Annotated in this window: 25 protein-coding genes and 1 pseudogene; 8 read left to right on the top strand and 18 right to left on the bottom strand. The window is 60.4% G+C overall.

What is annotated here, in order from left to right:
• Positions 1–31: 31 nt before the first annotated feature.
• From GFU70_RS25890 to coq7, 5 genes are all read left to right on the top strand, one after another.
• Positions 32–1,000: an NAD(P)H-dependent flavin oxidoreductase gene (locus tag GFU70_RS25890; RefSeq protein ID WP_153388994.1), complete on the top strand. Its 969-nt coding sequence runs from the start codon at positions 32–34 to the stop codon at positions 998–1,000.
• A 49-nt stretch (positions 1,001–1,049) separates the two neighbouring features.
• The gene (locus GFU70_RS25895) at positions 1,050–2,012 is read left to right on the top strand and encodes a DUF805 domain-containing protein (protein ID WP_153388995.1); all 963 of its coding nucleotides are present in this window, start codon (positions 1,050–1,052) and stop codon (positions 2,010–2,012) included.
• A gap of 62 nt (positions 2,013–2,074) precedes the next feature.
• Positions 2,075–2,863, top strand: coding sequence for an SDR family NAD(P)-dependent oxidoreductase (locus GFU70_RS25900; RefSeq protein WP_003206122.1), 789 nt, complete (start codon positions 2,075–2,077; stop codon positions 2,861–2,863).
• A gap of 81 nt (positions 2,864–2,944) precedes the next feature.
• Complete coding sequence (locus GFU70_RS25905) at positions 2,945–3,283, top strand: histidine triad nucleotide-binding protein (RefSeq protein ID WP_003316306.1); 339 nt, start codon at positions 2,945–2,947, stop codon at positions 3,281–3,283.
• A gap of 75 nt (positions 3,284–3,358) precedes the next feature.
• Complete coding sequence (gene coq7, locus GFU70_RS25910) at positions 3,359–4,006, top strand: 2-polyprenyl-3-methyl-6-methoxy-1,4-benzoquinone monooxygenase (RefSeq protein WP_014340488.1); 648 nt, start codon at positions 3,359–3,361, stop codon at positions 4,004–4,006.
• Positions 4,007–4,139: 133 nt separating this feature from the next.
• Here coq7 and GFU70_RS25915 read toward each other — a convergent pair whose 3' ends face one another.
• A complete protein-coding gene (locus tag GFU70_RS25915) occupies positions 4,140–4,562 on the bottom strand; it encodes an OsmC family protein (RefSeq protein ID WP_003206127.1) in 423 nt (140 codons plus the stop codon).
• Positions 4,563–4,800: 238 nt separating this feature from the next.
• On the opposite strand from GFU70_RS25915, the gene crp reads away from it, so the two are divergent.
• Positions 4,801–5,445, top strand: coding sequence for a cAMP-activated global transcriptional regulator CRP (gene crp / locus GFU70_RS25920; RefSeq protein ID WP_058542824.1), 645 nt, complete (start codon positions 4,801–4,803; stop codon positions 5,443–5,445).
• Here the strand turns inward: crp and GFU70_RS25925 are convergent.
• From GFU70_RS25925 to GFU70_RS25940, 4 genes are read right to left on the bottom strand one after another with little or no spacing between them, the layout of a single operon-like run.
• Complete coding sequence (locus tag GFU70_RS25925) at positions 5,442–6,143, bottom strand: biotin/lipoate A/B protein ligase family protein (protein ID WP_116643720.1); 702 nt, start codon at positions 6,141–6,143, stop codon at positions 5,442–5,444. The two genes, crp and GFU70_RS25925, sit on opposite strands and share 4 nt — an antisense overlap.
• 3 nt (positions 6,144–6,146) lie before the next feature.
• The gene (trpC, locus tag GFU70_RS25930) at positions 6,147–6,983 is read right to left on the bottom strand and encodes an indole-3-glycerol phosphate synthase TrpC (RefSeq protein ID WP_153388996.1); all 837 of its coding nucleotides are present in this window, start codon (positions 6,981–6,983) and stop codon (positions 6,147–6,149) included.
• On the bottom strand, positions 6,980–8,029 hold the full coding sequence (gene trpD / locus GFU70_RS25935) for an anthranilate phosphoribosyltransferase (RefSeq protein ID WP_058542827.1): 1,050 nt from the start codon (positions 8,027–8,029) through the stop codon (positions 6,980–6,982). Before trpD ends, trpC begins: the two co-directional genes overlap by 4 nt.
• Positions 8,030–8,038: 9 nt before the next feature.
• Entirely contained in the window at positions 8,039–8,632 is a 594-nt protein-coding gene (locus GFU70_RS25940; RefSeq protein ID WP_003206137.1) for an aminodeoxychorismate/anthranilate synthase component II, read from the bottom strand.
• A gap of 410 nt (positions 8,633–9,042) precedes the next feature.
• On the opposite strand from GFU70_RS25940, the pseudogene GFU70_RS25945 reads away from it, so the two are divergent.
• Positions 9,043–9,416, top strand: a pseudogene (locus tag GFU70_RS25945) (autotransporter domain-containing protein); the annotation flags it as partial.
• 171 nt (positions 9,417–9,587) lie between these two features.
• Here GFU70_RS25945 and trpE read toward each other — a convergent pair.
• The 10 genes from trpE to GFU70_RS25995 form a co-directional block, all read right to left on the bottom strand.
• Entirely contained in the window at positions 9,588–11,069 is a 1,482-nt protein-coding gene (trpE, locus tag GFU70_RS25950) for an anthranilate synthase component I (protein WP_058542829.1), read from the bottom strand.
• A gap of 70 nt (positions 11,070–11,139) precedes the next feature.
• Entirely contained in the window at positions 11,140–11,958 is an 819-nt protein-coding gene (locus GFU70_RS25955) for a phosphoglycolate phosphatase (protein WP_058542830.1), read from the bottom strand.
• Positions 11,955–12,629, bottom strand: a complete 675-nt coding sequence (gene rpe, locus GFU70_RS25960) for a ribulose-phosphate 3-epimerase (protein WP_153388997.1) — start codon at positions 12,627–12,629, stop codon at positions 11,955–11,957. Before rpe ends, GFU70_RS25955 begins: the two co-directional genes overlap by 4 nt.
• A 78-nt stretch (positions 12,630–12,707) precedes the next feature.
• On the bottom strand, positions 12,708–13,856 hold the full coding sequence (locus tag GFU70_RS25965; protein WP_058542832.1) for an iron-containing alcohol dehydrogenase: 1,149 nt from the start codon (positions 13,854–13,856) through the stop codon (positions 12,708–12,710).
• Between the two features lie 137 nt (positions 13,857–13,993).
• The gene (locus GFU70_RS25970; RefSeq protein ID WP_153388998.1) at positions 13,994–14,818 is read right to left on the bottom strand and encodes an ABC transporter permease; all 825 of its coding nucleotides are present in this window, start codon (positions 14,816–14,818) and stop codon (positions 13,994–13,996) included.
• Between the two features lie 12 nt (positions 14,819–14,830).
• Positions 14,831–16,078 (bottom strand): ABC transporter permease, encoded by a 1,248-nt coding sequence (locus GFU70_RS25975; RefSeq protein ID WP_058542834.1) that lies wholly within the window; start codon positions 16,076–16,078, stop codon positions 14,831–14,833.
• A gap of 153 nt (positions 16,079–16,231) precedes the next feature.
• Positions 16,232–17,275, bottom strand: coding sequence for an ABC transporter substrate-binding protein (locus GFU70_RS25980; protein WP_116643717.1), 1,044 nt, complete (start codon positions 17,273–17,275; stop codon positions 16,232–16,234).
• Positions 17,276–17,324: 49 nt separating this feature from the next.
• Entirely contained in the window at positions 17,325–18,449 is a 1,125-nt protein-coding gene (locus GFU70_RS25985; RefSeq protein ID WP_058542836.1) for an ABC transporter ATP-binding protein, read from the bottom strand.
• 343 nt (positions 18,450–18,792) lie between these two features.
• Complete coding sequence (locus GFU70_RS25990; RefSeq protein WP_003206156.1) at positions 18,793–19,422, bottom strand: response regulator transcription factor; 630 nt, start codon at positions 19,420–19,422, stop codon at positions 18,793–18,795.
• 122 nt (positions 19,423–19,544) lie between these two features.
• Positions 19,545–21,941, bottom strand: a complete 2,397-nt coding sequence (locus tag GFU70_RS25995) for a PAS domain S-box protein (protein WP_153388999.1) — start codon at positions 21,939–21,941, stop codon at positions 19,545–19,547.
• A gap of 74 nt (positions 21,942–22,015) precedes the next feature.
• Here GFU70_RS25995 and GFU70_RS26000 point away from each other — a divergent pair, with 74 nt between their 5' ends.
• Positions 22,016–23,008, top strand: coding sequence for an alpha/beta hydrolase family protein (locus tag GFU70_RS26000; protein WP_116643715.1), 993 nt, complete (start codon positions 22,016–22,018; stop codon positions 23,006–23,008).
• A gap of 165 nt (positions 23,009–23,173) precedes the next feature.
• Here GFU70_RS26000 and GFU70_RS26005 read toward each other — a convergent pair whose 3' ends face one another.
• From GFU70_RS26005 to GFU70_RS26015, 3 genes are read right to left on the bottom strand one after another with little or no spacing between them, the layout of a single operon-like run.
• The gene (locus GFU70_RS26005) at positions 23,174–23,941 is read right to left on the bottom strand and encodes a TerB family tellurite resistance protein (protein ID WP_153389000.1); all 768 of its coding nucleotides are present in this window, start codon (positions 23,939–23,941) and stop codon (positions 23,174–23,176) included.
• Position 23,942: 1 nt separating this feature from the next.
• Positions 23,943–24,614 (bottom strand): N-acetylmuramate alpha-1-phosphate uridylyltransferase MurU, encoded by a 672-nt coding sequence (gene murU / locus GFU70_RS26010; RefSeq protein WP_058542840.1) that lies wholly within the window; start codon positions 24,612–24,614, stop codon positions 23,943–23,945.
• Positions 24,611–25,636 (bottom strand): aminoglycoside phosphotransferase family protein, encoded by a 1,026-nt coding sequence (locus GFU70_RS26015; protein WP_058542841.1) that lies wholly within the window; start codon positions 25,634–25,636, stop codon positions 24,611–24,613. Before GFU70_RS26015 ends, murU begins: the two co-directional genes overlap by 4 nt.
• Positions 25,637–26,598: the final 962 nt, after the last annotated feature.

Here is a 26,598-nt window from a genome sequence, read left to right on the forward strand (position 1 = left end):
CAATCTGCATCCATTATCCGGGGTACTTGCCATGTCGTTGCCCGCTCTGCTTGAACAACGCTTGCGCCTGCCCATCGTGGCGGCGCCAATGTTCCTGATTTCCAATCCGCAACTGGTACTGGCTTGCTGCCGCAACGGTATCGTCGGCAGTTTTCCGGCGTTGAACCAGCGCGAAAGCAGTGGTTTCAAGAACTGGCTGGAGGAAATCGAAGCAGGCCTGGCGACCCTGGAAAATCCGGCCCCCTACGCCGTGAACCTGATCGTCCATCACAGCAATCCGCGACTTCAGGCCGACTTGGCCATCTGCATCGAACACAAGGTGCCGATCGTCATCACCAGCCTGGGCGCGGTGAAAGAGTTGGTGGACGCGGTTCACGGTTACGGCGGCCTGGTGTTCCACGACGTAACGACCCGGCGCCATGCCGAGAAAGCAGCAGAAGCTGGTGTCGATGGCTTGATCGCCGTTGCCGCCGGTGCAGGCGGGCACGCCGGGACCTGGAGCCCGTTTTCGCTGATTGCCGAGATACGCCAGTTTTTCGATAAGACCTTGCTGCTTGCGGGATGCCTGAACCATGGCCATCAGATTTTGGCCGCACAATTGCTCGGCGCCGATCTGGCCTATTTTGGTACACGCTTTATCGCTACGAGCGAAAGCCACGCCCCTGACGCTTATAAAGAGATGTTGCTCACATCCAGAGCCGCAGACATCGTGCATACTCCCGCTGTATCCGGGGTACCGGCCAGTTTCATGCGCCAGAGCCTGGAGAACGCCGGTTTCGATCTGGCCGTTCTGCAGAACAAAGGCGAGGTGGATTTTGGCTCGAAACTCAAACCGCTGAACGATGAAGCCAAGGCCTGGAAAACCGTATGGTCCGCTGGCCAGGGCGTGGGTGAAATCGATGATTTGCCCAGCGTCGATCAGTTGGTGGCACGCCTGGATGAAGAATACCGTCAGGCACATGCCCGGGCGGCGCAGCTTGGCGGGCAATGGCCCCGCTGAAGCAGCCTATAAAACAGTTACTTAATTTTCAGAGACAAGGATGCCGGGCATGAGCGAAACCCGTTTCAACATAGTATTCGACGGAGGCCTGATGCCGGGCGTCGACAGCACCACGGCCAAACTCAACCTCGCCGAACTGTTCAAAAGTGATATCAGCGCCATTGAACGGCTGTTCAGTGGTCGCAAGATTGCCCTTAAAAGCAACCTGTCCCAGAGTGAAGCCCAACAGTACCTGGAAGCGCTCAACAAGAGCGGAATCGATGCCCGAATCGAAGCCGAACCCACCCTCCAGCTGAGTCTTGGCGAAGTACAGGAGTCGCCACAACAGCCGGGTGGACGCCATCCAGAGTCGATCGTCGACCCCGTCTCGCCGTACGCGCCTCCCCGGGCCGAAGTGGGTGATACGCTCGCCGAGTACAGCACGCTCAAGCCGTTCAGCTTCGATGGGCGTATCGGGCGTTTGCGCTACCTGGCCTGGACCATGGTGTTGACCCTGGCCATGCTACCTTTGGTCGGCCTGGGCTTCTGGTTGGCCACGGCCTGGCTGCTGGTTTCAGACTCGATAGCTGCACTGGTCGTCGGCGGCCTGCTCGGCGCAGCCGTCGTACTTGCCTTTGCCTTCGTGAGCATCCAGTTCAACGTCCAGCGCCTGCATGACCTCGGCTGGTCGGGATGGTTGTGGCTGGTCAACCTCGTTCCATTCGTGGGCAGCATCTTCCCGTTCATCCTCATCATTGCCCCGGGCAATACCGGCGCAAACCAATATGGCGCGCCACCACCGCGCAATACCACGGCGGTCAAATTGCTGGCGTCGCTTTGGCTCGTGATGATCGTCCTGATTTTCCTGGCTACCTTTGCCGGCATCTTCGGAGCCCTCCAGGAGGACTACGACAGTAGCAGCCTGAGCAGCTATGAAAGCAGCGAGTACAGCAACGAAACCGTCGAAGAACCCGCTGTCGAGGCAGCCGAGCCCGCCTCGCCTTCTGTAGACTATGAAGAAGAGGAACAATAAGCGCGCTTCATGCCGGTGACAGCCCAGTCGACTGGCGGCGGGCTGTTGCGATGGAGAACTGCATGACCCGTTACGCACTGATCACTGGCGCCTCCAGCGGCATTGGCCTGGCCATGGCCGAAGCGCTGGCCCGGCGCGGTCGCAACCTGATACTGGTGGCTCGACAGCGCGATCGGCTGGAAAGTATTGCAATCGAACTGACTCAACGGTTTGGCGTGGAGGTGTTGTTCCGGGCTTGCGACCTGGGAGAACCGCTGAGGCTTTCAGGCTTTCTCCTGGAACTTGAGGAAGGTGAGCGGCAGATCGACCTGTTGGTCAATTGTGCAGGCATCGGCACCAGCGGGCCGTTCCTTGGCCAGGACTGGATGACCGAGCAGGACCTGATCGAAGTCAACATCCTCGCCCTGACACGGCTTTGTCATGCCATCGGCAACAGCATGGCGCTGCTTGGCGGCGGCCAGATCCTCAACGTCGCCTCGATTGCCGCGTTCCAGCCCGGCCCCTGGATGAGTACCTATTACGCCAGCAAGGCCTATGTGCTGCACTTCTCCGAAGCCCTGCGGGTGGAGCTGAAGAAATGCGCGATCAAGGTCTCGGTGCTTTGCCCTGGCCCGACCCGGACCGGCTTCTTTTCCAGGGCGCAGATGGACGAACAGAAACTCATCGACAGCAAGTTGCTAATGAGCCCGGAAGAAGTGGCCCTGTACGCTGTGCGCGCGCTGGACCGCAACCGCGCCATCATCATTCCCGGACGCCGCAACCGCTGGCTGGCCGCATTGCCACGACTGGGGTCGCGATGGCTGGTCCGAACCATCGCCGGCATGATCAACAAGGCCTATTGCCCGCGCTGATCCCTTCAATTTGAACTACCAGGCGCCTCAACCGGAGCCTTCACGCCCTCGACCTCGACGAACCCAATGGAGAAAACAGCTGTGGATACTCTGTTCACCAAGATCATCAACCGGGAAATCCCGGCGAAGATCATTTACGAGGATGACCAGGTATTGGCCTTCCACGACATCGCCCCACAGGCGCCTGTACATTTTTTGGTCATACCGAAAAAACCGATCCGCACCCTCAATGACCTGACCGAAGAAGACAAAGGCCTGGCTGGACACATCTTGTTCACTGCTCAGCGCCTGGCGCTTGAATTGGGCTGTGAAGAAGGTTTTCGCGTGGTAATGAACTGCAATGAACTGGGGGGACAAACGGTCTATCACATTCATATGCATGTGCTGGGGCAGCGCCAGATGAACTGGCCGCCGGGCTGATACCCCTGACCCAACGCAAATCTTCGGCGGTCGATTGGGTTAAACTGGCCGCTGTGATTTTTCCCGGAGGTAAGCATGACTACCCAACGTCACTACTCGCCGATTGACCGTTTGTTGCTGCAAGCTGATACCGCGATGCGCACACTGCTGCCCTTCAGTGGCCAGCCGTACCGCCCTTCACCGGCTATCGTGCAGCCGGACGCGCAACTGAGTGACGAGCAAACCCGCCACGTCGCCGGACTGATGCGCATCAACCACACCGGTGAAGTCTGTGCCCAGGCGCTGTACCAAGGCCAGGCGCTGACAGCGAAGCTGCCACAAGTGCGAGAGGCAATGGAGCATGCCGCCGAGGAAGAAATCGACCATCTGGTCTGGTGTGAGCAACGGATTCGCCAGTTGGGCAGCCACACCAGCGTCCTGAACCCGCTGTTCTATGGGATGTCATTCGGAATCGGCGCCGTTGCCGGGCTGATCAGCGACAAAGTCAGCCTCGGCTTCGTTGCGGCGACCGAGCATCAGGTGTGCAAACACTTGAATGAACACCTCGAACAACTGCCGGCCGAAGATGAAAAATCCCGGGCGATCCTTGAGCAGATGCGCGTGGACGAGGAACACCATGCCGAGAGTGCGCTAGAGGCCGGAGGCTTCCGATTTCCGGCCCCGGTAAAGTTCGGCATGAGCCTGCTGGCCAAAGTCATGACCAAGAGCACTTATCGGATCTGACGGCGATGGGGACTGAATAGCTCGTCCTCATGCCCACGGAAATTAAAAAGGCGGCTCCCCCAGGGGAAGTCGCCTTTTTTCCATCCAAAAACTCAATACAGCCAGTCGCAGGCCGTTGCTATTGGCTATCGACTCACCCCAACTCGATGATTTCATAATCGTGGGTGATTTCGACCCCGGCGGCACCGAGCATGATCGAAGCCGAGCAGTATTTCTCGGCGGACAGCTCAATGGCGCGCTTGACCTGGGCTTCCTTCAGGGCTCGTCCCTTCACTACGAAGTGCATGTGGATCTTGGTAAACACTTTTGGATCTTCGGTGGCACGTTCTGCCTCCAGGAAGGCTTCACAGCTTTCGACGGCCTGGCGGGACTTTTTAAGAATGCTGACCACGTCGAAGTTGCTGCAACCGCCTACGCCCAACAGGAGCATTTCCATCGGCCGAACACCCAGGTTCCGCCCACCGGCCTCTGGCGGGCCGTCCATGACGACCACATGACCACTGCCTGACTCACCGAGGAACATGGCTTCGCCAGCCCATTGGATGCGTGCCTTCATCGCCAAGACTCCACTGTTAAAAAAGGGTTGCCAGCTTAGCACAGCACTCCGGAATGACCGCTCTGCGTCTTAGGAGACCTGACCTGCCAGCATGTAGGTAAATTCTCAAATCAATTAAGAACGCCTCTGTTAAGCTGGCGCCAACTCGCTGGCGTATGGCCAGCTTTTAGCGATAACCCTTCGCGCCTATAAAAAAAAAACCAAACCATCACACTGCGCAGTCTTTCGGGATACAACCATGGTTGCCGTTACTCCCACGTTCAAGATCAAGAATCTCGACAAGCTCTTGATGCATTGCCAGCGCCGCCGCTATCCAGCCAAACACAACATCATTTGTGCGGGAGATCGTTCCGACACGCTGTTTTTCATCATCAAGGGCTCGGTCACTATCCTGATAGAAGATGACGACGGTCGGGAAATGATCATCGCCTACCTCAACTCCGGAGATTTTTTCGGCGAGTTGGGGTTGTTCGAACAGGCGGGCAAGGAACAGGAGCGCAGTGCCTGGGTGCGGACCAAGATTGAATGTGAAGTCGCAGAAATCAGCTACGCCAAATTCCGAGAACTGTCCCTGCAAGACCCGGACATTCTTTACGTCCTCAGTGGACAAATCGCACAACGCCTGCGTAATACCACCCGCAAGGTGGGTGATCTTGCGTTTTTCGACGTCACCGGACGTGTCGCGCGTTGCCTGTTGGAACTGTGCAAGCAGCCCGATGCCATGACCCACCCCGACGGCATGCAGATCAAGGTGACCCGCCAGGAGATCGGTCGGATTGTCGGTTGTTCGCGTGAAATGGTCGGTCGCGTACTCAAGGATCTTGAAGAGCGCAACCTGGTCAGCGTCAAAGGCAAGACCATGGTGGTGTTCGGAACGCGTTAAGCGCCCAGCAGATTGGTCAGCAGCTCCCGGTACAAAGCCTCGAGTCGCTCCAGCGCGTGAGGCGCCGGGAATTTTTCATGCAAGGCAATATGGCTCTCGGCCCGCACTCGCTGCTCCAGGCCGCAAGCCTCATTGAAGCGATTGACTGCCGCGACCATGGACTCGCGCTCGTTCTGCAGCAAAAGCGCGCCATGGACCAAGCCCACCGGCCGTTGACCGCCCTTGCTCTGACGCCAGCGCTGAGCGGTACCCACCATTTTCCGGCCGTCGAGGTTGACGTTGAAGCGCCCGTCACAAAAAGCCCCTTGCACCTCTCCCAGCGAAGCCACCCCGCCCAGCTCGTCCAACAGCTGACAGATGGGATCGCACAATCGGCGATACCCGGTTTCGATACGTCCGTGGTCACCTTCGCTGCGCGGTGGTGCATAGACCAGGGCAATATTGACGGTAGCGCCCGACTGCGGCACCGGTTCGCCACCCGTTTCACGCAGCAAGACAGGCCAGCCATGGGCGGCTGATACTTCACAGGCGTGTGCAAACCCCGGCAGGCGACTCAAGCGACGCGGCATCACCAGCGCACGATCGTTGGGCTGCCAGAACAGCAGGCCGAACTCCGCGTCGCCTGCACAGATGCTGGCCAGCAGTTCCTGTTCGGCTTGCAGGCCAGCTTCGACGGTCAGTGAAATCACAGGCGACATGGATCAGTCCAGCGTCGAGCCGCTCACCGGCAAGCCTCGTTCAGGAAAGAACAGTCGCTGCAATTCCGTACCCGGGTTCTCGGCCCGCATGAACGCTTCGCCCACCAGGAACGAGTACACATCGCTGACTTCCATCAGTTCGACATCGGCCCGGTTGAGGATGCCGCTTTCGGTGATGACCAAGCGATCGCGCGGGATGCGCGGCAACAGGTCCAGGGTGGTTTCCAGGTTGACTTCGAAAGTGTGCAGGTTGCGATTGTTCACGCCGACCAGCTTGGTATCGAGGGTCTTCAGGGCTCGCTCCAACTCGTCACCGTCGTGGACTTCCACCAGGACATCCAGCCCGACGCTTTTGGCAACGGTCGCCAGCTCGGCCATTTTCACGTCGTCCAAGGCGGAAACGATCAACAGTACGCAATCGGCGCCCAACGCACGCGCCTCGATGATCTGGTACGGGTCGATCATGAAATCCTTGCGGATCACCGGCAGCTTGCACGCCGCCCGTGCTTGCTTCAGGTAGTCGTCGGCCCCTTGAAAAAAGTCGACGTCGGTCAGCACCGAGAGGCAGGTCGCACCGCCCTTTTCGTAGCTTCGCGCGATCTCGGCCGGAACGAAATGCTCACGAATCACGCCTTTGCTGGGGGATGCCTTCTTGATTTCGGCAATCACCGCCGGTTGTTTTTTCTTGGTCTGATCGATCAGGGCCTGGGCAAAGCCACGCGGCGCATCCGCTGAACGCGCCAGGCCTTCCAACTCGGCCAGACTGACCCGGGCGCTGCGCTCGGCCACTTCCTGGGCCTTGCGAGCCAGAATGTTTTCCAGAACCGTTGGCACGCTCATCCTTCGTTCTCCACTTTGAATACGGCAGTAAATGCACCTAACTCTTCGAGCTTTTCCCTGGCCAGGCCGGTATGCAGTGCGTCATGGGCCAACTCCACGCCTTGCTTGAGGCTGCTGGCGTGGTCGGCGGCGTACAACGCGGCACCGGCATTGAGCACGATCATCTCAGCGGCTTTCTGGCCATTCTCGGTCTTGCGGCGACCCAAGGCATCACGGATCAGTTCCAGCGATTGGGCCGGGCTGTCGACCGCCAGCCCGTGCAGGCTCTGGCTCTTCATGCCGAGGTCTTCAGGTTCGACCCAATACTCGCTGATCTGATCATTTTTTAGTTCGGCCACGAATGTTGGCGCCGCCAGGCTGAACTCATCCAGGCCATCCTTCGAATGGACCACCAGCACGTGCTTGCTGCCCAGGCGTTGCAGGACTTCAGCCAATGGCCGGCACAACGCCTGGCTGAACACTCCGACCACCTGATGTTTCACGCCGGCCGGATTCGTAAGCGGGCCGAGCATATTGAACAGCGTGCGCAGCCCCAGATCACGACGGGGGGCCGCGGCGTGTTTCATGGCGCTATGGTGGGTCTGGGCAAACATGAAACCGATGCCGACGTTATCGATGCAGCGTGCCACCTGGATCGGCGTCAGGTTCAGGTAGATACCGGCCGCCTCCAGCAGATCGGCACTGCCGCTCTTGCCGGAAACTGCCCGATTGCCGTGCTTGGCAACGGTGCAACCCGCCGCCGCGACGACAAACGACGAGGCAGTGGAAACGTTGAAGATATTGGCGCCGTCACCGCCGGTACCGACCACATCCACCACACCGTCCAGCGTCTTGAGTTCGACCTTGTCCGCCAGCTCGCGCATCGCCGAAACCGCACCAACGATTTCATCGATGCTCTCACTCTTCATGCGCATGGCCATCATGAACGCGCCGATCTGCGCATCCGTGCATTGGCCGGTCATGATTTCGCGCATCACATCGCGCATCTCGTCGGTGCTCAGGTCGAGATGGCCGACGATACGGCTCAGGGCTGTCTTGATATCCATGAAAAGTCCTTAGCGCGTGCCGCCGGTTTGTTTGAGAAAGTTGGCGAACAGTTCGTGGCCCTGTTCGGTGAGAATAGACTCGGGATGAAATTGCACACCCTCGATATTCAGCGTCTTGTGGCGCAGCCCCATGATCTCATCGACCGAGCCGTCTTCAAGTTGGGTCCAGGCCGTCAATTCCAGGCAGTCAGGCAGAGTTTCGCGCTTGACCACCAGGGAATGGTAGCGGGTTACGGTAAGCGGATGATTCAGCCCCTCGAACACGCCCTTGTCCTCGTGGAATACCGGGCTAGTCTTACCGTGCATGACTTGTCGGGCGCGCACCACGTCACCGCCGAACGCCTGGCCAATCGACTGATGTCCCAGGCAAACACCCAGGATCGGCAGCTTGCCGGCGAAATACTTGATGGCCTCGATGGAAATGCCCGCCTCGGTCGGCGTGCACGGGCCGGGCGAAACCACGATGCGCTCAGGCTTGAGGGCTTCGATTTCGGCGATGGTCAGTTCGTCGTTGCGCACGACCTTGACCTCGGAGCCCAGCTCGCCGAGGTACTGCACAACGTTGTAGGTAAAAGAGTCGTAGTTATCGATCATCAGCAACATGGCGTAAGCAACCTATTGAATTCACTGACTTTAAATACAACCTTCAGAGAGTGACCCGCACGCTGCTGCGCTTGGCGAGGCAAGTGATGCCCCTGCGAAGCGGCTCTACAAGCGGGTAAAGAAGGCAAATCGGTACAGGTCCGGCGAGGCCGGCGGAGAATGTTCAGGCGCGCCAACGCCAGCGGGCGTGTGCCTTGATCATTTGATCCAGAAGTTTGCTGACAATCGACACAGGGAAAGTCTCGTTCATACGTCCCGGCACAGTAGCTTAGCTGGGCGGAGCACGCAATATGACCGTTCCCGAAGGGCTTTGAAACAATCGCGACGTTCAAGATGGATGGCAAGACGCCGGAAATTTTTGGCACTATCGTTTCGTTCTAACAAAAACAAGATGGAAACGGACTTTCTCAGGCCATCTATGGGCATTCAGCACGCGTGTAGGCTATGACATCGCCCAACCGGGCAGCGAGTGGCACCTCTCGCCGTTTGTCAGCGCTGACTATGCGAAGGTGAAGTCGATGGTTATTCGGAAAAGAGCAACCGCTCCACGGCCCTGACCTTCGATGACCAGACCCGTGATTCGAAACGCCTGGGCATCGGCTTGCAAGGCAAATACAACATCACCCGCCAGACCCAGGTGTTTGGCGAATATGCCCACGAACGCGAGTACGAAGACGACACGCAAAAGGTCAACATCGCCCTCAACAGCCTGCCGGCCAACGACTTCACGCTGGAAGGCTATACGCCACAGAGCCACCTGAATCGCCTGAGCCTGGGGGTCAGCCTGGATTTCTAACGAAGGGGCGACTTGCTTCTGCAGGAGCTGCCGGAGGCTGCGATCTTTTGATCTTGATCTTTTGTTCTGGACTCAATTGGTCTTGGAAAGATCGCAGCCTCGTTGCACTCGACAGCTCCTACACAACGCCTACACAGCGCCTATGTCGTGTCAGGTGGATCAGTTGCTGGGGGTCTGCTCGGCCAGTGCCACGGCGCGGAACATCGCCCGACGCTTGTTCAGGGTTTCTTCCCACTCCAGCGCCGGCACCGAGTCGGCGACGATGCCGCCGCCAGCCTGCACGTGCAGTTCGCCGTTCTTGATGACGGCGGTGCGAATGGCAATGGCGGTATCCATGTTGCCGTTCCAGGCGAAGTAACCCACGGCCCCGCCGTACACCCCCCGCTTGACTGGCTCCAGTTCGTCGATGATTTCCATCGCGCGGATTTTCGGCGCGCCGGACAAGGTGCCGGCCGGCAGGATCGCCCGCAAGGCGTCCATCGCTGTCAGTCCGGCCTTCAACTGGCCCGTGACGTTGGAGACGATGTGCATCACATTGGAATAGCGCTCGATGACCATCTTCTCGGTGAGTTTCACCGACCCGATTTCCGAGACCCGCCCGGTGTCGTTGCGCCCCAGGTCGATCAGCATCAGGTGCTCGGCGATCTCCTTGTCATCCGACAGCAGGTCCTTTTCCAAGGCCCGGTCAGCTTCCTCCGTGGCGCCACGGGGGCGAGTGCCGGCGATCGGTCGCACGGTGATCAGGTTGTCTTCGACCCGTACCAGCACTTCCGGCGAACTGCCCACGACATGGAAGTCGCCGAAGTTGAAGAAGTACATGTAGGGCGTCGGGTTGAAACAGCGCAGCGCCCGGTAGAGATCGATGGGCGCCGCCTTGAAGTCGATGGACATCCGTTGCGACGGCACGACCTGCATGCAATCACCGGCGAGGATGTACTCCTTGATGGTATCGACGGCCCGTTCGTAATCGTCCTGGGTGAAACTGGAACGAAACACCGGATCGGCCGCCGACTGCTTGCTGAAGTCCAGGCCGGGACGCGGAGCGATCGGCTGACGTAACTTTTCCAACAGTGCTTGCAGGCTTTGTTGACCTTGCTCGTAGGCACCTTCCTGGGACGGATCGGCCAGGACGATGGCGTGCATCTTGCCGGCGAGGTTATCGAAGACCACGACCGCGTCGGAGACCATCAGCAAAATGTCTGGCACACCCAGCGGATCGGGGTTCGGGCAAGTGCCCAGGCGTTTCTCCACGTAGCGCACGCAATCGTAGCCGAAATAACCCACCAGGCCGCCGTTGAAGCGCGGCAAGCCAGGGATGGTTGGCACGTTGTAACGAGCCTTGAAGGTTTCGACGAAGGCCAGCGGGTCTTCGACTTCGAGGCTTTCGATTTCGACACCGTCGTGGGTCACGCTGATGCGATGGTCATGGACCCGCAGCACTGTACGGCACGGCAGGCCGATGATGGAGTAACGGCCCCATTTCTCGCCGCCCTGCACCGATTCGAGCAAGTAGGAGTTGGGCTGGTCGGCCAGCTTGAGGTAGATCGACAGCGGCGTGTCGAAGTCGGCCAGGGTTTCACAGGCAAGGGGGATGCGGTTGTAGCCGGCAGCGGCTAGACGCAGAAATTCTTCACGGATCATGGGGTGCCTCGTGGCAAGAGGAGCTGACAGTCAGGTATGCAAACGCGCCGGATAACCGGCCAGGATCACGTCAGGTGCGCCAACGCCAGCGGGCCAGGGCCTTCATGACTTTCATCCAGAGCTTGCGAGTGACCACCACGATGGCGTTTCCAGAAGAGGATTGAACAGCGTCGGGCAACGTTATCTCAGCGGCCGGGTCCAGGCAACCGGGAATTAACAGGCGCAAATCGTCGATCACCAGCGTTGGAAACTCTTCGGCGATCGGCCGACCATGGTTGTAGCCATAACTCAACGCCACACATTTGACCCCAGCCGCTTTCGCCGCCAGCACATCGCTGCGCGAGTCGCCGACGAACAACGATTGGGAGGCCGGGATGTTGGCCATTTTCATCACGAAGAACAGCGCGGCCGGGTCCGGTTTTTTCTGCGGCAAGGTGTCGCCGCCGATGATCCAGCGGAAATAACGGCCGATTTTCATCTGGTCCAGCAACGGCGCAACGAAGCGCTCCGGCTTGTTGGTAATCAGGGCCATTTCCACGCCCTGTTTTTGCAGCCACTTGAGGGTGGAGCGCACGCCGGGATAGACCACCGTCAGTTGGTGATTGTCTTCGTAGGCGTCATTGAACAACGCCAGCGCCCGCTCGGCCTCGGCATCATCGACACCTTGGGCGTCGATGTCATTGGCCAGGGCCCGGCGCACCAGCATCGGCGCGCCATTACCGACCCAATGGCGTACCGAATCGAGGCCGGCAGGCGGGCGTCCAAGCTTGAGCAGCATCGTGTCCACCGCCGCCGCAAGGTCCGGGACCGAATCGACCAATGTGCCATCGAGGTCGAACATCACCAGACGCGGCAAGCTGCCGGGGAACAGCTGCTCGAAGCCGCTCATGGGCGCGCCAGGGCCAGTTCGGCGCGCATTTTTGCAATCACCTCTTTGTAGTCGGGTGCACTGAAGATCGCCGAACCCGCGACGAACGTGTCGGCGCCGGCCGCGGCGATTTCACGGATATTGTTCACGTTCACGCCACCGTCGATTTCCAGGCGGATATCACGGCCCGAGGCATCGATCAGCGCACGGGCTTCGCGCAGCTTGTCGAGGGTGCCCGGGATGAACTTCTGCCCGCCGAAGCCAGGGTTGACGCTCATCAGCAGGATCATGTCGACCTTGTCCATCACGTACTTGAGCACGTCCAGGGGCGTGGCCGGGTTGAACACCAGGCCGGCCTTGCAACCGCCTTCGCGGATCAGCTGCAGGGAGCGATCGATGTGCAGCGTGGCTTCCGGGTGGAAGGTGATGTAGGTGGCGCCGGCTTCGATGAAGTCACCGACAATGCGGTCCACCGGGCTGACCATCAGGTGCGCATCGATCGGCGCGGTGACGCCGTACTTGCGCAGCGCCGCGCAGACCATCGGGCCGATGGTCAGGTTGGGTACGTAGTGGTTGTCCATGACATCGAAGTGCACGATGTCGGCCCCGGCGGCCAGAACGTTGTCCACTTCCTCGCCCAGGCGGGCGAAGTCGGCAGAGAGAATCGACGGAGCAATAGCGAAGGGCTGCATGACGCACCTGTTTTGAGCGAAATCACGATGGCGCGCATTGTATACCTCAAGATTTGGCGCGCCCACCGCGACAATCGATCAATACGCTGCGCGGTAGATTTCCTCGATATCGGCAGCGCTCAGTTTGCGCGGATTGTTGCGCATCAGCCGTTCTATCCCCGCCGCTTCCACCGCCATGGATGGAATCACCTCCTCGGTCACGCCCAGGCTGCTGAGGCCCTTGGGTATTTCCACCGCGGCACACAGCGTTGCCATGGCCTCCACAGCCTCGTCGGCAGCCTCAAGATCGCTCAGGTGAGCGGTCTTGAGGCCCATGGCCTCGGCGATGTCACGCATGCGTTCGACACACGCCATCTTGTTCCAAGCCATGACGTACGGCAGCAACAAGGCGTTGGCCACGCCATGGGACACGTGAAAGCGCCCGCCCAACGGATAGGCCAGCGCATGCACCGCTCCAACTCCGGCATTGCCAAATGCCATGCCGGCCATCAGGCTGGCCGTGGCCATGTCTTCACGGGCTTGCAAGTGAGCCGGGTTGGCATAGGCCTTGGGCAGCGCGCGGGTGATCAGCTTGATTGCGCCTATGGCCAGGGCATCGGTGATCGGCGAAGCATTGAGCGACAGGTAGGCCTCGATGGCGTGGACCAGCGCATCAACGCCACTGGCAGCCGTGACGCTGCGCGGGCATGTGAGGGTCATCTGCGGGCTGACCAGCGCCACGTCCGGCAACAGATAATCGCTGACGATGCCTTTTTTCAACTGCGCGGCCTTGTCGGAGAGGATCGCCACGTTGGTGACTTCCGAACCGGTACCGGCCGTGGTGGGGATGGCAATCATCGGCGGGCCTTTGCGCGGCACCTGATCGACGCCGAACATATCTTGCAACTCGCCGTGGTACCCGGCATAGACCCCCACGCACTTGGCGATGTCGATGGCACTGCCGCCACCCAGACCAATCAGGCCGTCATGACCACCGTCGCGGTAGGCTTGCATGCAGTCTTCGACAATGGCGATTTCCGGGTCCGGCATGACCCGGTCGAAAATCTCGTAGTCCCGTCCACCCAGATGTTGCAGGGCCAGCTCAACAGTGCCGGACTTGACGAGCGCGGCATCGGTGACGATCAGCGGGTTGTCGACATCCAGCCGGGTCAGCTCAGCCGCCAGTTGCTCGATGGCAGCGGCACCGGTGATCAGTTTGTGGGCGATCTTGAATGAGGAAAGACTCATGTGCGCGGCCTCTTATTCGAGTATGGGCTGGCACAAGGATAGCTCGGTATTGAGGGTTGTCTGCTATTCAGCGCATGAATACACCCCAGCCCCCGTGGGAGCGAGCAAGCCCGCTCCCACAGGGACCAACGCTGGCCTCAGACTTGGGCAGTGCGCAGTTTCTCGCTGCGCCCACGCAACCATTCCAGGGTCAGCAGCAGGATCACCGAGAAGGCGATCAGCAGCGTCGCCGCCGCCGCGATGGTGGGGCTGAGGTTTTCGCGGATGCCGCTGAACATCTGCCGTGGCAGGGTTACCTGCTCGGGACCCGCCAGGAACAGGGTCACCACCACTTCATCAAACGACGTCGCGAAGGCAAACAGTGCGCCGGAGATCACCCCCGGGGCGATCAACGGCAGGGTCACCCGACGAAACGCCGTCAGTGGCGAAGCCCCAAGGCTGGCGGCGGCCCGAACCAGGTTGTAGTTGAACCCCTGCAGGGTCGCCGACACCGTGATGATCACGAACGGTACGCCCAGCACGGCGTGGACCACGATCAGCGAGACGAAACTGTTGCCCATCCCCAGTGGCGCGAAAAACAGGTAACTGGCCACGCCGATGATCACCACCGGTACCACCATCGGCGAGATCACCAGGGCCATCACCAGCGCCTTGCCTGGGAAGTCGCCACGGGTCAGGCCGATGGCCGCCAGTGTGCCGAAGATCATCGCCAGAAACGTCGCCGCCGGGGCCACGATGATGCTGTTTTTCAGCGCCCGCATCCATTCGGCCGAGGCGAAGAAATCGTGGTACCACTGCAGCGAAAAGCCTTGCAGCGGGTACACCAGGAAACTGCCGGAGTTGAACGACAGTGGGATGATCACCAGCACTGGCAAAATCAGGAACAGCAGGATCAGCCCGCAGAGTATGCGCAAGCTGTAGAACCACACCCGTTCGACGGGAGACATGTAAGGACTCAGCATTTCAATCTCCCCTTAGCTCAGGCGCAGGCGACTGGCGCCCACCAGCCAGTTGTAAATCAGGTAAAGCACGACGGTCGCCAGCAACAGCAACCCGCCGAGCGCCGTGGCCATGCCCCAGTTGATACTGGTGTTGGTGTAGAACGCGACAAAATAGCTGACCATCTGATCGCTCGGGCTGCCCAGCAGCGCCGGGGTGATGTAGTAGCCGATGGCGAGGATGAACACCAACAGGCAACCCGCGCCGACACCGGCATAGGTCTGCGGGAAGTACACGCGCCAGAAACTGGCAAACGGATGGCACCCCAGGGAAATCGCCGCACGCATGTAAGTCGGCGAGATGCCTTTCATCACGCTGTAAATCGGCAGGATCATGAACGGCAGCAGGATATGGACCATGGAGATGTACACACCGGCGCGATTGAACACCAGTTCCAGAGGCTTATCGATGATACCCATGGCCATCAGGCCACTGTTGATCAATCCGCCCGATTGCAGCAGCACAATCCACGCTGCCACCCGCACCAGGATCGACGTCCAGAACGGCAACAGCACCAAAATCATCAGCAGGTTGCTCTGGCGTGACGGCAGGTTCGCCAGCAGGTACGCCAACGGATAGGCCAGCACCAGGCAGATCGTGGTAATCACCAGGCCCATCCAGAACGTACGGGCAAAAATATCCAGGTAGATCGCCTGATCGGGGGTGGCCGGGGCCAGTTCACCGAGGTCATCGATGCGATGATCGACAGCCGCCAGCAGGTAATACGGGGTGACATCACTGGTGTTGCGGCGGATCACCTGCCAATACGCCGGATCGCCCCAGCGTTCGTCGAGGTTCTCCATCGCTTCTTTATAAGAGGCCGGCTCAGTGGCGAACGGCAGCGCACGGGCGGTCTTGGTCATCAGGCTGCGATAGCCGGCCAGTTCCATGTTCAGGCGCTTGGACAAATCGCCCAAGGTCTGATTCTTGCGGGCTTCGGCCAGGTCTTCGCTGGCGGCCTTGTATACCGGCTCGCCTGGCAACCCACGTCCGTCCCAGGCAGCGACCGCAGCGACGGTGCGCGGCATGCCATTGACCACTTCCGGATTGCTGACACTTTTGAACAGCAGCGCCACGATCGGCACCAGGAACACCAGCAACAGAAACAACACCAGCGGCGCGATCAAGGCCTGGGCCTTCCAGCGGTTGACCCGCTCGGCGCGCTTGAGCCGTTGCTTGAGGGTGGGGCTGGTGCCCGCGTTCAGTGGAACGGCGATGGCCATGGCGAACTCCGCAAATCTTTTTGATCGTTACAGCGGCGGCGAACCGCCACTGTTTATGGTGAAACGCAAATCCTGTAGGAGCTGGCGCAGCCTGCGATCTTTTGAGGCCCTCATGGACACTGAAGATCAAAAGATCGCAGCCTTCGGCAGCGCCTACTTGGCCGCCCAGGAGTTGAAGCGCTGTTCCAGTTGCTCACCGTTGTCAGCCCAGAAGCTGACGTCGATCTGCACTTGGTTGGCGATGTTTTCCGGAGTGGTCGGCATGTCTTTCAGAACATCCTTGGCCAGCAAGGGTACTGCCTGGGTGTTGGCCGGGCCGTAGGCGATGTTTTCCGAGTAGGTCTTCTGCTGCTGCGGCGCCACCGAGAAGGCGATGAACTTCTTCGCCGCTTCCGCCCGGGTCTTGTCCAGGCCACGCGGAATGGCCCAAGCGTCGAAGTCGTAGATGCCGCCGTTCCACACCACTTTCAGGTTGCTTTCTTTCTGTACCGCGGCGATCCGGCCGTTGTAGGCCGAGCTCATGACTACGTCACCGGACGCCAGGTACTGCGGCGGCTGGGCGCCAGCTTCCCACCACTGGATGTTCGGCTTGAGCTCATCGAGCTTCTTGAACGCACGGTCCTGACCGTCTTTGCCAGCCAGCACTTTGTAGACGTCTTTCGGTGCGACACCATCGGCCATCAGGGCGAATTCCAAGGTGTACTTGGCGCCTTTGCGCAGGCCGCGCTTGCCTGGGAATTGCTTGGTGTCCCAGAAGTCCGCCCAACTGGTCGGCGCGGTTTTCAGTTTGTCAGCGTTGTAGGCCAGCACGGTCGACCACACGAAGAAGCCCACGCCGCAAGGCTGGATGGCGCCCTTGACGTAGTCTTCGGCCTTGCCGAACAGGGCCGGGTCCAGTTGTTCGAACATGTCTTCGTCACAACCACGGGACAATTCCGGGGACTCGACTTCTACCAGGTCCCAGGAAACGCTCTTGGTATCGACCATGGCCTTGACCTTGGCCATTTCGCCGTTGTATTCGCCAGCGATAATTTTACCGTTACCGGCCGCTTCCCACGGTGCGTAGAAGGCTTTGACCTGAGCCGCCTTGTTCGCCCCGCCAAAAGACACCACGGTCAGGTCCGGGCCCGCCGCCATCGCGCTTGCCGCACCCATCATGCCCAGGGTCAGGGCTGTGAACTTCAGGGATCTCAACATTTATTGTTCTCTCCACGTGCAGGGTTGGTGTTGGTACAGCAGGGGGCGATCAATTCGCCTCTAGAAGGGGATCGAGCGCACGCACATGCTCGACTTGCCAGCCAAGCGGAACCACGTCCCCGACAGCGAGCTCGGGGTCGAGCTCGGCAATCGGTTGTTTCACGAAGAAGTCATTCTTGCCGCAGACTTCCAGGCGAACCCGGACGTGGTCGCCCAGATAGATGAATTCCGCCACCCTCCCTGAGAAGCGGTTGACACATTGTTCGCTTGCGCCGTTGAGGCTCACCCGCTCCGGACGGATCGACAGGGTCACCGGCTCGCCGGGCTTGCCGACATTCACCGCCAGTGCCTCGACCTTCTCACCGCGCCCCAGCTCCACCAGGCAGCGCTCGCCGGTTTGACTGTGCAGACGACCATTGAGACGGTTGTTCTCGCCGATGAAGTTGGCGACGAAGGTGTTTTTCGGCTCTTCATACAGGGTACGCGGCGGGGCGATCTGCTGGATCTCGCCCTGGTGGAATACCGCCACGCGGTCGGACATGGTCAGGGCTTCGCCCTGGTCGTGGGTCACGTAGACCACCGTCACGCCAAGGCGCTGGTGCAGGTGTTTGATTTCCATCTGCATGTGCTCGCGCAATTGCTTGTCCAGCGCACCCAAGGGTTCGTCCATCAGCACCAGCTGCGGCTCGAACACCAGGGCCCGGGCCAGGGCTACCCGTTGCTGCTGGCCACCGGACAGTTGCGCCGGGTAGCGCTGGGCGAAGCTGTCCAGCTGGACCATGCTCAAGACGCGCTTGACCCGATCACTCACGTCGCTCTTGTTCAGGCCACGCACAGTAAGCGGGAACGCCAGGTTCTCGGCGACGGTCATGTGAGGGAACAAGGCGTAGTTCTGGAACACCATGCCGATGTCGCGCTTGTGCGGTGGCACATTGTTGATCGAGCGCCCGGCCAGCAGGATCTCACCGGCGGTTGGGGTTTCAAACCCGGCGAGCATCATCAGGCTGGTGGTCTTGCCGGAGCCGGAAGGCCCGAGCAGGGTCAGGAATTCGCCTTTGCGAATATCCAGGTTGAGGTCCTTGACGATCAGGTTCTCGCCGTCGTAGCTCTTTTGCACACCACGAAAGCTGACCAGCACATCACTGGCCCCCGCGCTTGAATCGACCTGGCTCATACCCGCACCTTTTGTATTGATGACTGCTTGTGAATCAAGCCTAGTGGACCCTGGGAGCCGCGCAAATCGGGAGGCAGGAGAGAATCGCCTCAGCCGGATGGAAGAGTCGGGGTAGGGATTGCCCTACAAGGATGGCGGGATTGGGTAAATGCAGCGGCGAGTTGTAAGCGGCAAGCTGCAAGTAGGGGCAAAAAGCGCTGTTGGAGTGTGTCGCAAATGGATATGCCGACACATTTCCCGTGGGAGCGAGCTTGCTCGCGATAGCGCCATGTCAGCCGACATCAATATTGAATGTGCCGCCGCCATCACGAGCAAGCTCGCTCCCAGGGGGGAATTGCGGGGTTCAGAGCAACTTGTGCTCCATCGCATATTTCACCAACTCTGCCAATGAGGTGATGTTGAGCTTCTGCATCAGCCGCGCCTTGTGGGTGCTGATGGTCTTGCTGCTCAGGGCCAGTTGCTGGGCGATGTCGTTGACGTTGGCGCCCTGGGCCAATCGTTCGAAGACTGAGAACTCACGCTCGGACAGCAGCGAGTGCAACGGCCGCGTGTCGGTCAGGCCGACTTCAAAGACCATGCGGTCGGCCAGGTCCGGGTCGATATAGCGTCCGCCGGCCGCGACCTTGCGAATCGCCATGAGCAGCAGGGCCGGGTCGCTGTCCTTGGTCGCGTAGCCGGCGGCGCCGACCTTCAGGGCGCGGGCAGCCATTTGCGCCTCGTCATGCATCGACAACACCAGGATGGCCGGCGGATTGTTCAGCGCCCGGATCCGTGGGATTGCCTCCAGGCCGTTGACGCCCGGCATGGAAATGTCCAACAGCACCACCTCGCAGGGCACGTGGCGCAAGGTCTCGAGCAACTGTTCGCCATTGCTCGCCTCCCCTACCACCACCAGATCCTTGGCCAGGCCGATCAACTGCTTGATGCCTTCACGGACGATGGTGTGGTCTTCGGCTACCAGTACACGGATCACGTTGTTCTCCAGATTCAGGATCTCATCGCGAGCAAGCTCGCTCCCCCAGGGTCATGTGTACATCTCAATCAATGTGGGAGCGAGCTGGCTCGCGATTGGGCCCGCCCAGGCAACCCACCCCATCAGACCTCATGCAACGGCACCCGCACCGACAGGGTCGTGCCCTCCCCCGGTTCACTCTCCAGGGTCAACTGCCCGCCCATGATCAGCACCCGCTCACGCATGCCGACCAGGCCAAAGGAGGTTGGCCGACCCGTATCGGCAATAAATCCTACACCGTCGTCGCTGACGGTCAGGCACAATTCGTCGCCCTCCTGAACCAGCGTCAGCTCTACAGTATGCGCTTGGGCGTGGCGCATCACGTTGGTCAGCGCTTCCTGGAGAATCCGGAACAGGCCAATGGCCTTGGCATCGCTCAGGGCCGGCAGGTTGTCCGGCACCTGCACCAGGCATGGGATCTGCGTACGCGCCTCGAAACGCCGAGCCTGCCATTCGATGGCCGAGGCAATGCCAGCATCCAGGATCGGCGGGCGCAGCGCCGTTGCCACGTCCCGCACCAGTTGGAACAACTGGGCAATCAGGCGCTTCATGCTGTTGAGCCGCTCATGCAGGCCCGGGTCGAGTTGCGCGTAGGCCAATTCACACATGGATGTTTCTAGCTTCAACACCGTCAGCATCTGGCCCAGCTCGTCGTGAACTTCCCGGGCAATGCGTGCCTTTTCCTCTTCCCGCACGCTTTCCAGGTGCGCCGACAACTCGCGCAACTGCTCCCGGGAGCTGGCCAGTTCCAGTTCGATGCGCTTGCTTTCGGTGATGTCCCAGACGATCCCGTCCCAGACGTAGGCCCCATCTTCCAGGCGACGGGTGATAGCCTTGATCTCGGCCCAACGCTCCTGGCCTTCGCGGGTCAGGATGCGGCCCTGCCACGACCAGTCACTGTCGGTGTCCAGCGCCTGGTCCTGGGTGCGGTGGTAATCGGCCTTGTCCTGCGGGTGCACCAGGCTGCGCAGCCCGGTGTCGCTGCGGGCCAGGGTTGCAGGGGAATAACCCACCAGGCTTTCGCTGCCTTCACTGATGTAGGCAAAGTCGATCTGGCCGGTCACTGGCGCCCGCTCCAGGCGAAAGACCAGGCCTGGCACATTAGCGGCGATACCTTGCAACCGCGCTTCGCTTTCGCGCAACGCCGCCAGCGCACGTCGACGTTCGGTCACGTCATTGAGGTAGACCACCAGGTATTCGGCGTCGCGAAAACGCAGGAAACTCAGGGAAACGTCGGCCGGCAGAATGCTGCCGTCGGCTCGCACGCACTCGGTCTCGAAACTCTGCGGCCGGTCTTCACTGGCCCGGGCGCGCTTCCACAGGTTCAGCCAACGATCCATGTGCAAGCCCGGCTCGAAGTCGATCAAGGGACGGTCGATGATGGCGCCCGAGGCATAGCCGAGCATGGTTTCAGCCGCTCGGTTGGCATAGCGCACGTGGCTGTCCCAATTGACCCAGAGGATGCCGACCGTGCTTTGATCGATGGAAAACTGCGTCAGACGCAAGGCTTCCTCGCTGGCAGCACGCTGGGCGATGTCCTCCTTCGCGGCCCGTAGACGGCGTTCCAGTGCGCGTTGCTGGCGGCGCTGCCAGAACACGATGGCGATGCTGCTGAGCAGCAGGGCCAGAATCAACAGGGTCAAGTTCTGCCAGAAACCCGGGGTCTCGGTCAGGCGCGGGTATTTCGGCTTGAGCCAGCGGCTGTGCAGTTGCTCCAGCTCCTTGGCCGGAATTGCCTGCAAACCGCTCTCGATGATATCGGCCAGTTCCGGCCAGTCCCGGCGCGTGGCAACCCGCAGCAACTGCGGCAGGCCGATGTCGCCCACCACCGCCAGCTCGGCGAATTCGGGCTCGACCATCAGCCGCCCGAGCTGAGCCTCATCGACCACCGCATATCGAGCCTGCTGGGTCAGCAACAATTGCAGGGCCGCGCGCTCCATCGGCACGCCTTGCAGATTCAGCATCGGGTAGTTGCTGCGCAGGTAATCGGCCGTGGCGCTGGGCATGCGCACCGCGACCCGGGCCTGGGTGTCGAGTTTTTCCAACTCCACCCCCTCGGCCCCCTTCTGCGCACCGACGATCAATTGCGGCACGCGCATGTAGGGATCGGAAAACTGCCAGAGCTTGAGCCCGCTCGGAGATTGGCTCAGGCCCGGAGCAATGTCCACTTCGCCAGCGCGCACCGCCGCTTCCAGTTGCGCCAGGTCCTGGAAATTGCGCCACGTGAGTTCGACGTTCAACGCCTTGCCCAGCCATTGCATCAACTCGACGTTGGTGCCGGACAACCGCTGCAAGCGCCGGTCGTATTGCGCATAGGGCGCCTGCAATACCAGGCCGACCCGCCATTGCGGATGCTGCGCCAACCACTGGCGCTGCCCTGCATTCAATTGCACCCCGTGCGCCGACGGCGCGGGCGCGGCCCACGCCATCAAGGGAAGCCATAAACAGCCGATAACCCACAGGCAGCAAAAACGCATCATCGAAGTCTCATGCACTGACAAATACTGACCAACCCATTAGGCTGCCGGAAATACTTCTGGTCATGGAATATCCGATGCCCTCTGTTTATCGCCTGGCGTTGCCAGCATTGTGCCTGTCGCTGATCCTGCCAAGTGCCTTTTCTGTGCAGGCCAGCGAAACGGCACCCGCCGCGCAGCAACCTGCCGAGGAAAAACCCGTCGAGCGCCAACCCTTGCTCGAGCGTAGCCAGGAAGAAGCGATCGCACTTGAGCGAACGATCCCACTTCAGGAACAACAACAGTTGCAGACCGGCAGCGATACCTTCCTGGCGCTGTGGAAACCGGCCAATACCAGCGACCCCAAGGGCGCAGTCATCATAGTCCCCGGCGCCGGCGAAACAGCTGACTGGCCTCAAGCTATCGGCCCGTTGCGTAAAAAATTGCCCGATGTTGAATGGAGCAGCCTGAGTATCACCCTGCCGGACCTGCAAAGCGACGTCATTGCACCGCGCGTGATGGAAACACCGCCCGAAACCAAGCCGGCCGACACCGCTGCGGCAGCACCGGATGCCACCACCGCGGCGCCGATCGAACAGGTCGCGGGCGGCGAAGCTGATGCGGCAGATCCAATCGTTCCCCAAACTGATGAAGAACACGCCAAGGCCGATGCCGAGCGCATCTTCGCCCGTATCGATGCAGCGCTGGCCTACGCCGAACAACAAAGCGCGCGCCGCATCGTGCTGCTGGGCCATGGCACTGGCGCCTATTGGGCAGCGCGTTACTTGAGTGAAAAACAACCCTCGCAAGTCGAACGCTTCGTGATGGTGGCCGCCCAGACCCCGGTCACCGCCAAGCCGGCCCTGGCCGAACTGACCTCGACCTTGAAACTGGCGACCGCCGACATTTTCTACATGGACAAGCCGCTGGATCGCAACGCGGCGCTGGAGCGCTTGCAAGCGAGCAAACGCTTGAAAGGCTCGACCTTCAGCCAAGTGTCCCTCAAGGCCCTGCCGAACCCGGCGGCGGAGCAGGAGCAACTGTTCCGTCGGGTTCGGGGTTGGTTGAGTCCGCAGAAAGCCGGGGAGTAAGGCTGACTATGGCCCCACCCACCGTGGTGGGGGAGCTTGCTCCCGTTGGACCACGCTGTAGGAGCTGCCGAGCGAAGCGAGGCTGCGATCTTTCCAAGGCCAGTTGAGTCTCAGGCGAAATATCAAGATCGCAGCCTTCGGCAGCGCCTACCGCAGGCCAGCAGGCTACCGAAAATCCCGCCGCTCGCGAATCAGTCGATAGGCATTGTGCAGCTCCCGGGTTCTGTCGGTGGCCTCACGCACCTGCAAGGGCGTTGCCCCGCTACCGGCAATCTTGTCCGGATGATGACGACTGAGCAGACGCCGGTAAGCACGCTTGATCTGTGACGGTTCGCTGGTGGCCGAAACACCCAACAAGCGCAAGGCTTCCTGATAGGTCACGCCGCTGTTGGGCCGCGACAGTTTCTGCGGTTCGTAATCAGCCGCCAGCGCTTGGACCTGTTGCGGCGTCCAGCCCAGCCACCGGCCCCACTGCGCCACCAGTTCTCGCTCGTTGACACCGGCACGCCCATCGGCCCAGACCATCCGCCAACACGCGCGCAATACCCCTTCAGCCGCATGAGGCTGGACGGCCAGGCGCCGCATATAACCGCGCAAGTGATCATTTGCGGACTTGCCCCGGTTGAACGCCGCGATCGCCCGGCGCTGCGCCGACTCGCTCAAGTCCAGCGCACGCATTTCCTGGCGAGCCTGCTGGATGTGGCCATCGACCACACGCCCATCACTTTTCGCCAACCGCCCCAGCAATACAAACAACAACTCATCGTTGCGTAACGCCGGGCGCCCACCCAGGCGCTCACGTACCTGCGCCCAGCCCTGCAGGTTCAGGCGCCGATCCAGCGCCTGTCCCAACAACGCCCCAAGCATGGCCCCCGGGATGCTGGCTATGGCAAAGCCAGCCCCGGCTCCAATCAGAGTCCCTGGCCACCACATATCAACCGCTCGCTTCTATCAAGGTTTCGACCTGCGCCAAACGTTCATGGGTGCCGACATCGACCCAATGCCCTTTGAGGTGCTCGCCACTGACGCGTCCCTCGGCCATGGCCGCGCGCAACAGCGGTGCGAGCTTGAACGCACCGGCCGAGCAACCGTCGAACAAGCGCGGGTGCAGGACGGCGATGCCGCTATAGGTCAGGTTGTCGGCAGGTGCGCGCCTATCGTGAACCTTTCCGTCGGCCAGGACGAAATCGCCGTCCGGGTGATGCTCGGGATTATCGACGAGCACCAGGTGCGCCAGCCCCTCGATCGGCCGGCGCAACGCACTGAAATCGTAGTCGGTCCAGACATCGCCGTTCACCACCACAAACGCTTCATCGCCCAGCAGCGGCAAGGCCCTGAAGATTCCGCCGCCGGTCTCCAGCGGCTCGCCTTCGGGGGAAAACCGAATGCTCACGCCAAACCGAGAACCATCCCCCAGGTGATCTTCGATCTGCTGACCGAGCCAGGCGTGATTGATCACGATCTCGGTGAAGCCGGCCCTGGCCAGCGCCCGCAAGTGGTATTCGATCAAGGGAACACCCCCCACGCGAATCAACGGCTTTGGCGTGGTCAGGGTCAAGGGCCGCATGCGTTCGCCCTTGCCCGCCGCCAGGATCATCGCCTTCATGCCGTTGCTCCGGCCGATTGCCGCAGGCTGCCCAGCAATTCACCGAGCGGTGCCAGTTCCGGACGACGGGCAATGACCGCTTCTATATAGGCAAAGAAGCGCGGCACATCGCCGAGGTAGCGTGGCTTGCCATCACGATGGCAAATGCGCGCGAAGATCCCGATGACCTTGAGATGGCGCTGCACGCCCATCAAGTCGCTGGCCCGCAGGAAGTCCTCAAGGTCCGGCTGGACGGGAATGCCAAGGGCGCCGGCCTGCTGCCAGTAATTCTCCAGCCAGCCGCGCACGCGCGCCTCGGGCCAACTGAGGAAGGCGTCCTTGAACAGACAGGTCACGTCGTAGGTGACGGGGCCATAGACCGCATCCTGAAAATCCAGCACACCGGGGTTCGGCACGCTGAGCATCAGGTTGCGCGGCATGTAGTCGCGGTGCACCAGCACTTTGGGCTGGGCCAGGGCGCTGTCGATCAGCAATTCGCTGGCCTGCTGCCAGAGTTGCTGCTGGGCCGAATCCAATTCGATACCCAGCTCGCGCTTGACGTACCACTCGGGGAACAATTCCAGCTCCCGGCGCAGCAACGCGACATCGTAGCTCGGCAACGGCGCAACCATCGGCAGTTGCTGGAAAGCCAGCAAGGCTTGCAGGGCATCGCGGAATAAATCGTCGGCATTTTCGCCGTTGATCACGTCCAGATAGGTCTGGTTGCCCAAGTCATTGAGCAAAAGAAAGCCGCGATCGAGGTCTTCGGCATAAATTTTTGGCACGTTAATGCCGGATTTCGCCAGCAAAAAAGCAATATCCACGAAGGGTTTGCAGTTTTCCTGGGGCGGCGGCGCATCCATTACGATCAAACTGCGACCCTCGCCTTCCCAGCGGAAATAACGCCGGAAACTCGCGTCACTGCTGGCGGCGGTCAACGTGGCCGGGGGTACGACTCCCCAGCCCTGTTGAGTAAAAAGGATAGGCAGTTGTTCATCGAGCCAAACTTTCAGGTGTTGCAAGCGTACATCTTGGTCGGGCATTGCAAGGGTCTCCGACGGCGCTAGCCGTCAAGCGGGTCATGCTTTATTATCCAGCATCTTGTGCGACACGCGTAGCGTGCCTCCAGCTTCGCGATGAGGAGTCATCGTGAAGGGTTCTTGCAAAGGAACCAACAGCCCGGCAGCCAATTCGGGAAACAAAACCGCCCAAGGAGTCCTTCGCTTAAAAAGACTCGTTGTCGCTGCGGCGCAATAGCGAACCCAAAACCACTTAGCACTCGGAAGCGTGGTTATGGTCCGGATTTCGGACTGGGAGTGCTTACTTCATCACATCGGCCCCATGGCCTTACTCTGACGGGAAGAATCCCCGCAGGGGTTCCTCCTTCTGCAAATAGGGGGAACATCACCCAGACAAGCCGTTTTCCTACGGTCCTTGTCCATTTCAACTGGAGACATGAGCGAAAGTTCTGTCTGTCATTGTCCAACTGTTGCAGTCACTGAACAGTAGCGGACTCGTTGTGCGACCAACGATAGCCTAGGAAGACATGCGTCACTGGTAACGGTGGGGTATGAAGCTCTTCCGACAATGTAGCCCCCGTCAGGGCGTGATCTTGCTGCGAGGCAAGTCATGGATGCTCGGAGCAGTACCGGGTTGAGGCGCTAGGCTGGCTGGCAAGGGCAACGTAAGTGAACTGCTGATAAACGCCGTAAGGATAACCATGCCCAAACTGCTGTCAGGCATGAACCAAAAGGTACGAGGCCAGATATTCCTGTGGGATGTGGGAATACGTCGCTGCACAAGCCTCCGGCGAAAAGGCAGGTCCTAAACCAGTCGTGTGACAGTCAGGGAACGTGGTAAGCCCGTATGGCTGCCTTCGGGCAGGCAAACCGCAAGGTGAACTGTTGGCTGTGCGGGTATGGGATCGCAGAGAAAGCGAACGCCGGGCTGTAATGGTTCGGATAGGGATTGGAACATTATCCCACGGGAAACCGGGCAGACTTCT

The sequence above is a fragment of the Pseudomonas brassicacearum genome, assembly GCF_009601685.2.
GTDB classification, from domain to species: Bacteria; Pseudomonadota; Gammaproteobacteria; order Pseudomonadales; family Pseudomonadaceae; genus Aquipseudomonas; species Aquipseudomonas kilonensis_B.

Coding starts and splice junctions, on each gene's coding strand:
- GFU70_RS26005 (WP_153389000.1), bottom strand. CDS start 23,941: ATGTGGTGGCCAGGGACTCTGATTGGAGCCGGGGCTGGCTTTGCCATA.
- GFU70_RS25995 (WP_153388999.1), bottom strand. CDS start 21,941: ATGATGCGTTTTTGCTGCCTGTGGGTTATCGGCTGTTTATGGCTTCCC.
- GFU70_RS25970 (WP_153388998.1), bottom strand. CDS start 14,818: ATGCTGAGTCCTTACATGTCTCCCGTCGAACGGGTGTGGTTCTACAGC.
- GFU70_RS25985 (WP_058542836.1), bottom strand. CDS start 18,449: ATGAGCCAGGTCGATTCAAGCGCGGGGGCCAGTGATGTGCTGGTCAGC.
- rpe (WP_153388997.1), bottom strand. CDS start 12,629: ATGCAGCCCTTCGCTATTGCTCCGTCGATTCTCTCTGCCGACTTCGCC.
- murU (WP_058542840.1), bottom strand. CDS start 24,614: ATGAAGGCGATGATCCTGGCGGCGGGCAAGGGCGAACGCATGCGGCCC.
- GFU70_RS25955 (WP_058542830.1), bottom strand. CDS start 11,958: ATGAGCGGCTTCGAGCAGCTGTTCCCCGGCAGCTTGCCGCGTCTGGTG.
- GFU70_RS25980 (WP_116643717.1), bottom strand. CDS start 17,275: ATGTTGAGATCCCTGAAGTTCACAGCCCTGACCCTGGGCATGATGGGT.
- GFU70_RS26000 (WP_116643715.1), top strand. CDS start 22,016: ATGCCCTCTGTTTATCGCCTGGCGTTGCCAGCATTGTGCCTGTCGCTG.
- GFU70_RS25925 (WP_116643720.1), bottom strand. CDS start 6,143: ATGTCGCCTGTGATTTCACTGACCGTCGAAGCTGGCCTGCAAGCCGAA.
- GFU70_RS26015 (WP_058542841.1), bottom strand. CDS start 25,636: ATGCCCGACCAAGATGTACGCTTGCAACACCTGAAAGTTTGGCTCGAT.
- trpD (WP_058542827.1), bottom strand. CDS start 8,029: ATGGATATCAAGACAGCCCTGAGCCGTATCGTCGGCCATCTCGACCTG.
- crp (WP_058542824.1), top strand. CDS start 4,801: ATGGTTGCCGTTACTCCCACGTTCAAGATCAAGAATCTCGACAAGCTC.
- GFU70_RS25895 (WP_153388995.1), top strand. CDS start 1,050: ATGAGCGAAACCCGTTTCAACATAGTATTCGACGGAGGCCTGATGCCG.
- GFU70_RS25890 (WP_153388994.1), top strand. CDS start 32: ATGTCGTTGCCCGCTCTGCTTGAACAACGCTTGCGCCTGCCCATCGTG.
- trpE (WP_058542829.1), bottom strand. CDS start 11,069: ATGATCCGTGAAGAATTTCTGCGTCTAGCCGCTGCCGGCTACAACCGC.
- GFU70_RS25975 (WP_058542834.1), bottom strand. CDS start 16,078: ATGGCCATCGCCGTTCCACTGAACGCGGGCACCAGCCCCACCCTCAAG.
- trpC (WP_153388996.1), bottom strand. CDS start 6,983: ATGAGCGTGCCAACGGTTCTGGAAAACATTCTGGCTCGCAAGGCCCAG.
- GFU70_RS25940 (WP_003206137.1), bottom strand. CDS start 8,632: ATGTTGCTGATGATCGATAACTACGACTCTTTTACCTACAACGTTGTG.
- GFU70_RS25965 (WP_058542832.1), bottom strand. CDS start 13,856: ATGAGTCTTTCCTCATTCAAGATCGCCCACAAACTGATCACCGGTGCC.
- GFU70_RS25900 (WP_003206122.1), top strand. CDS start 2,075: ATGACCCGTTACGCACTGATCACTGGCGCCTCCAGCGGCATTGGCCTG.
- coq7 (WP_014340488.1), top strand. CDS start 3,359: ATGACTACCCAACGTCACTACTCGCCGATTGACCGTTTGTTGCTGCAA.
- GFU70_RS25915 (WP_003206127.1), bottom strand. CDS start 4,562: ATGAAGGCACGCATCCAATGGGCTGGCGAAGCCATGTTCCTCGGTGAG.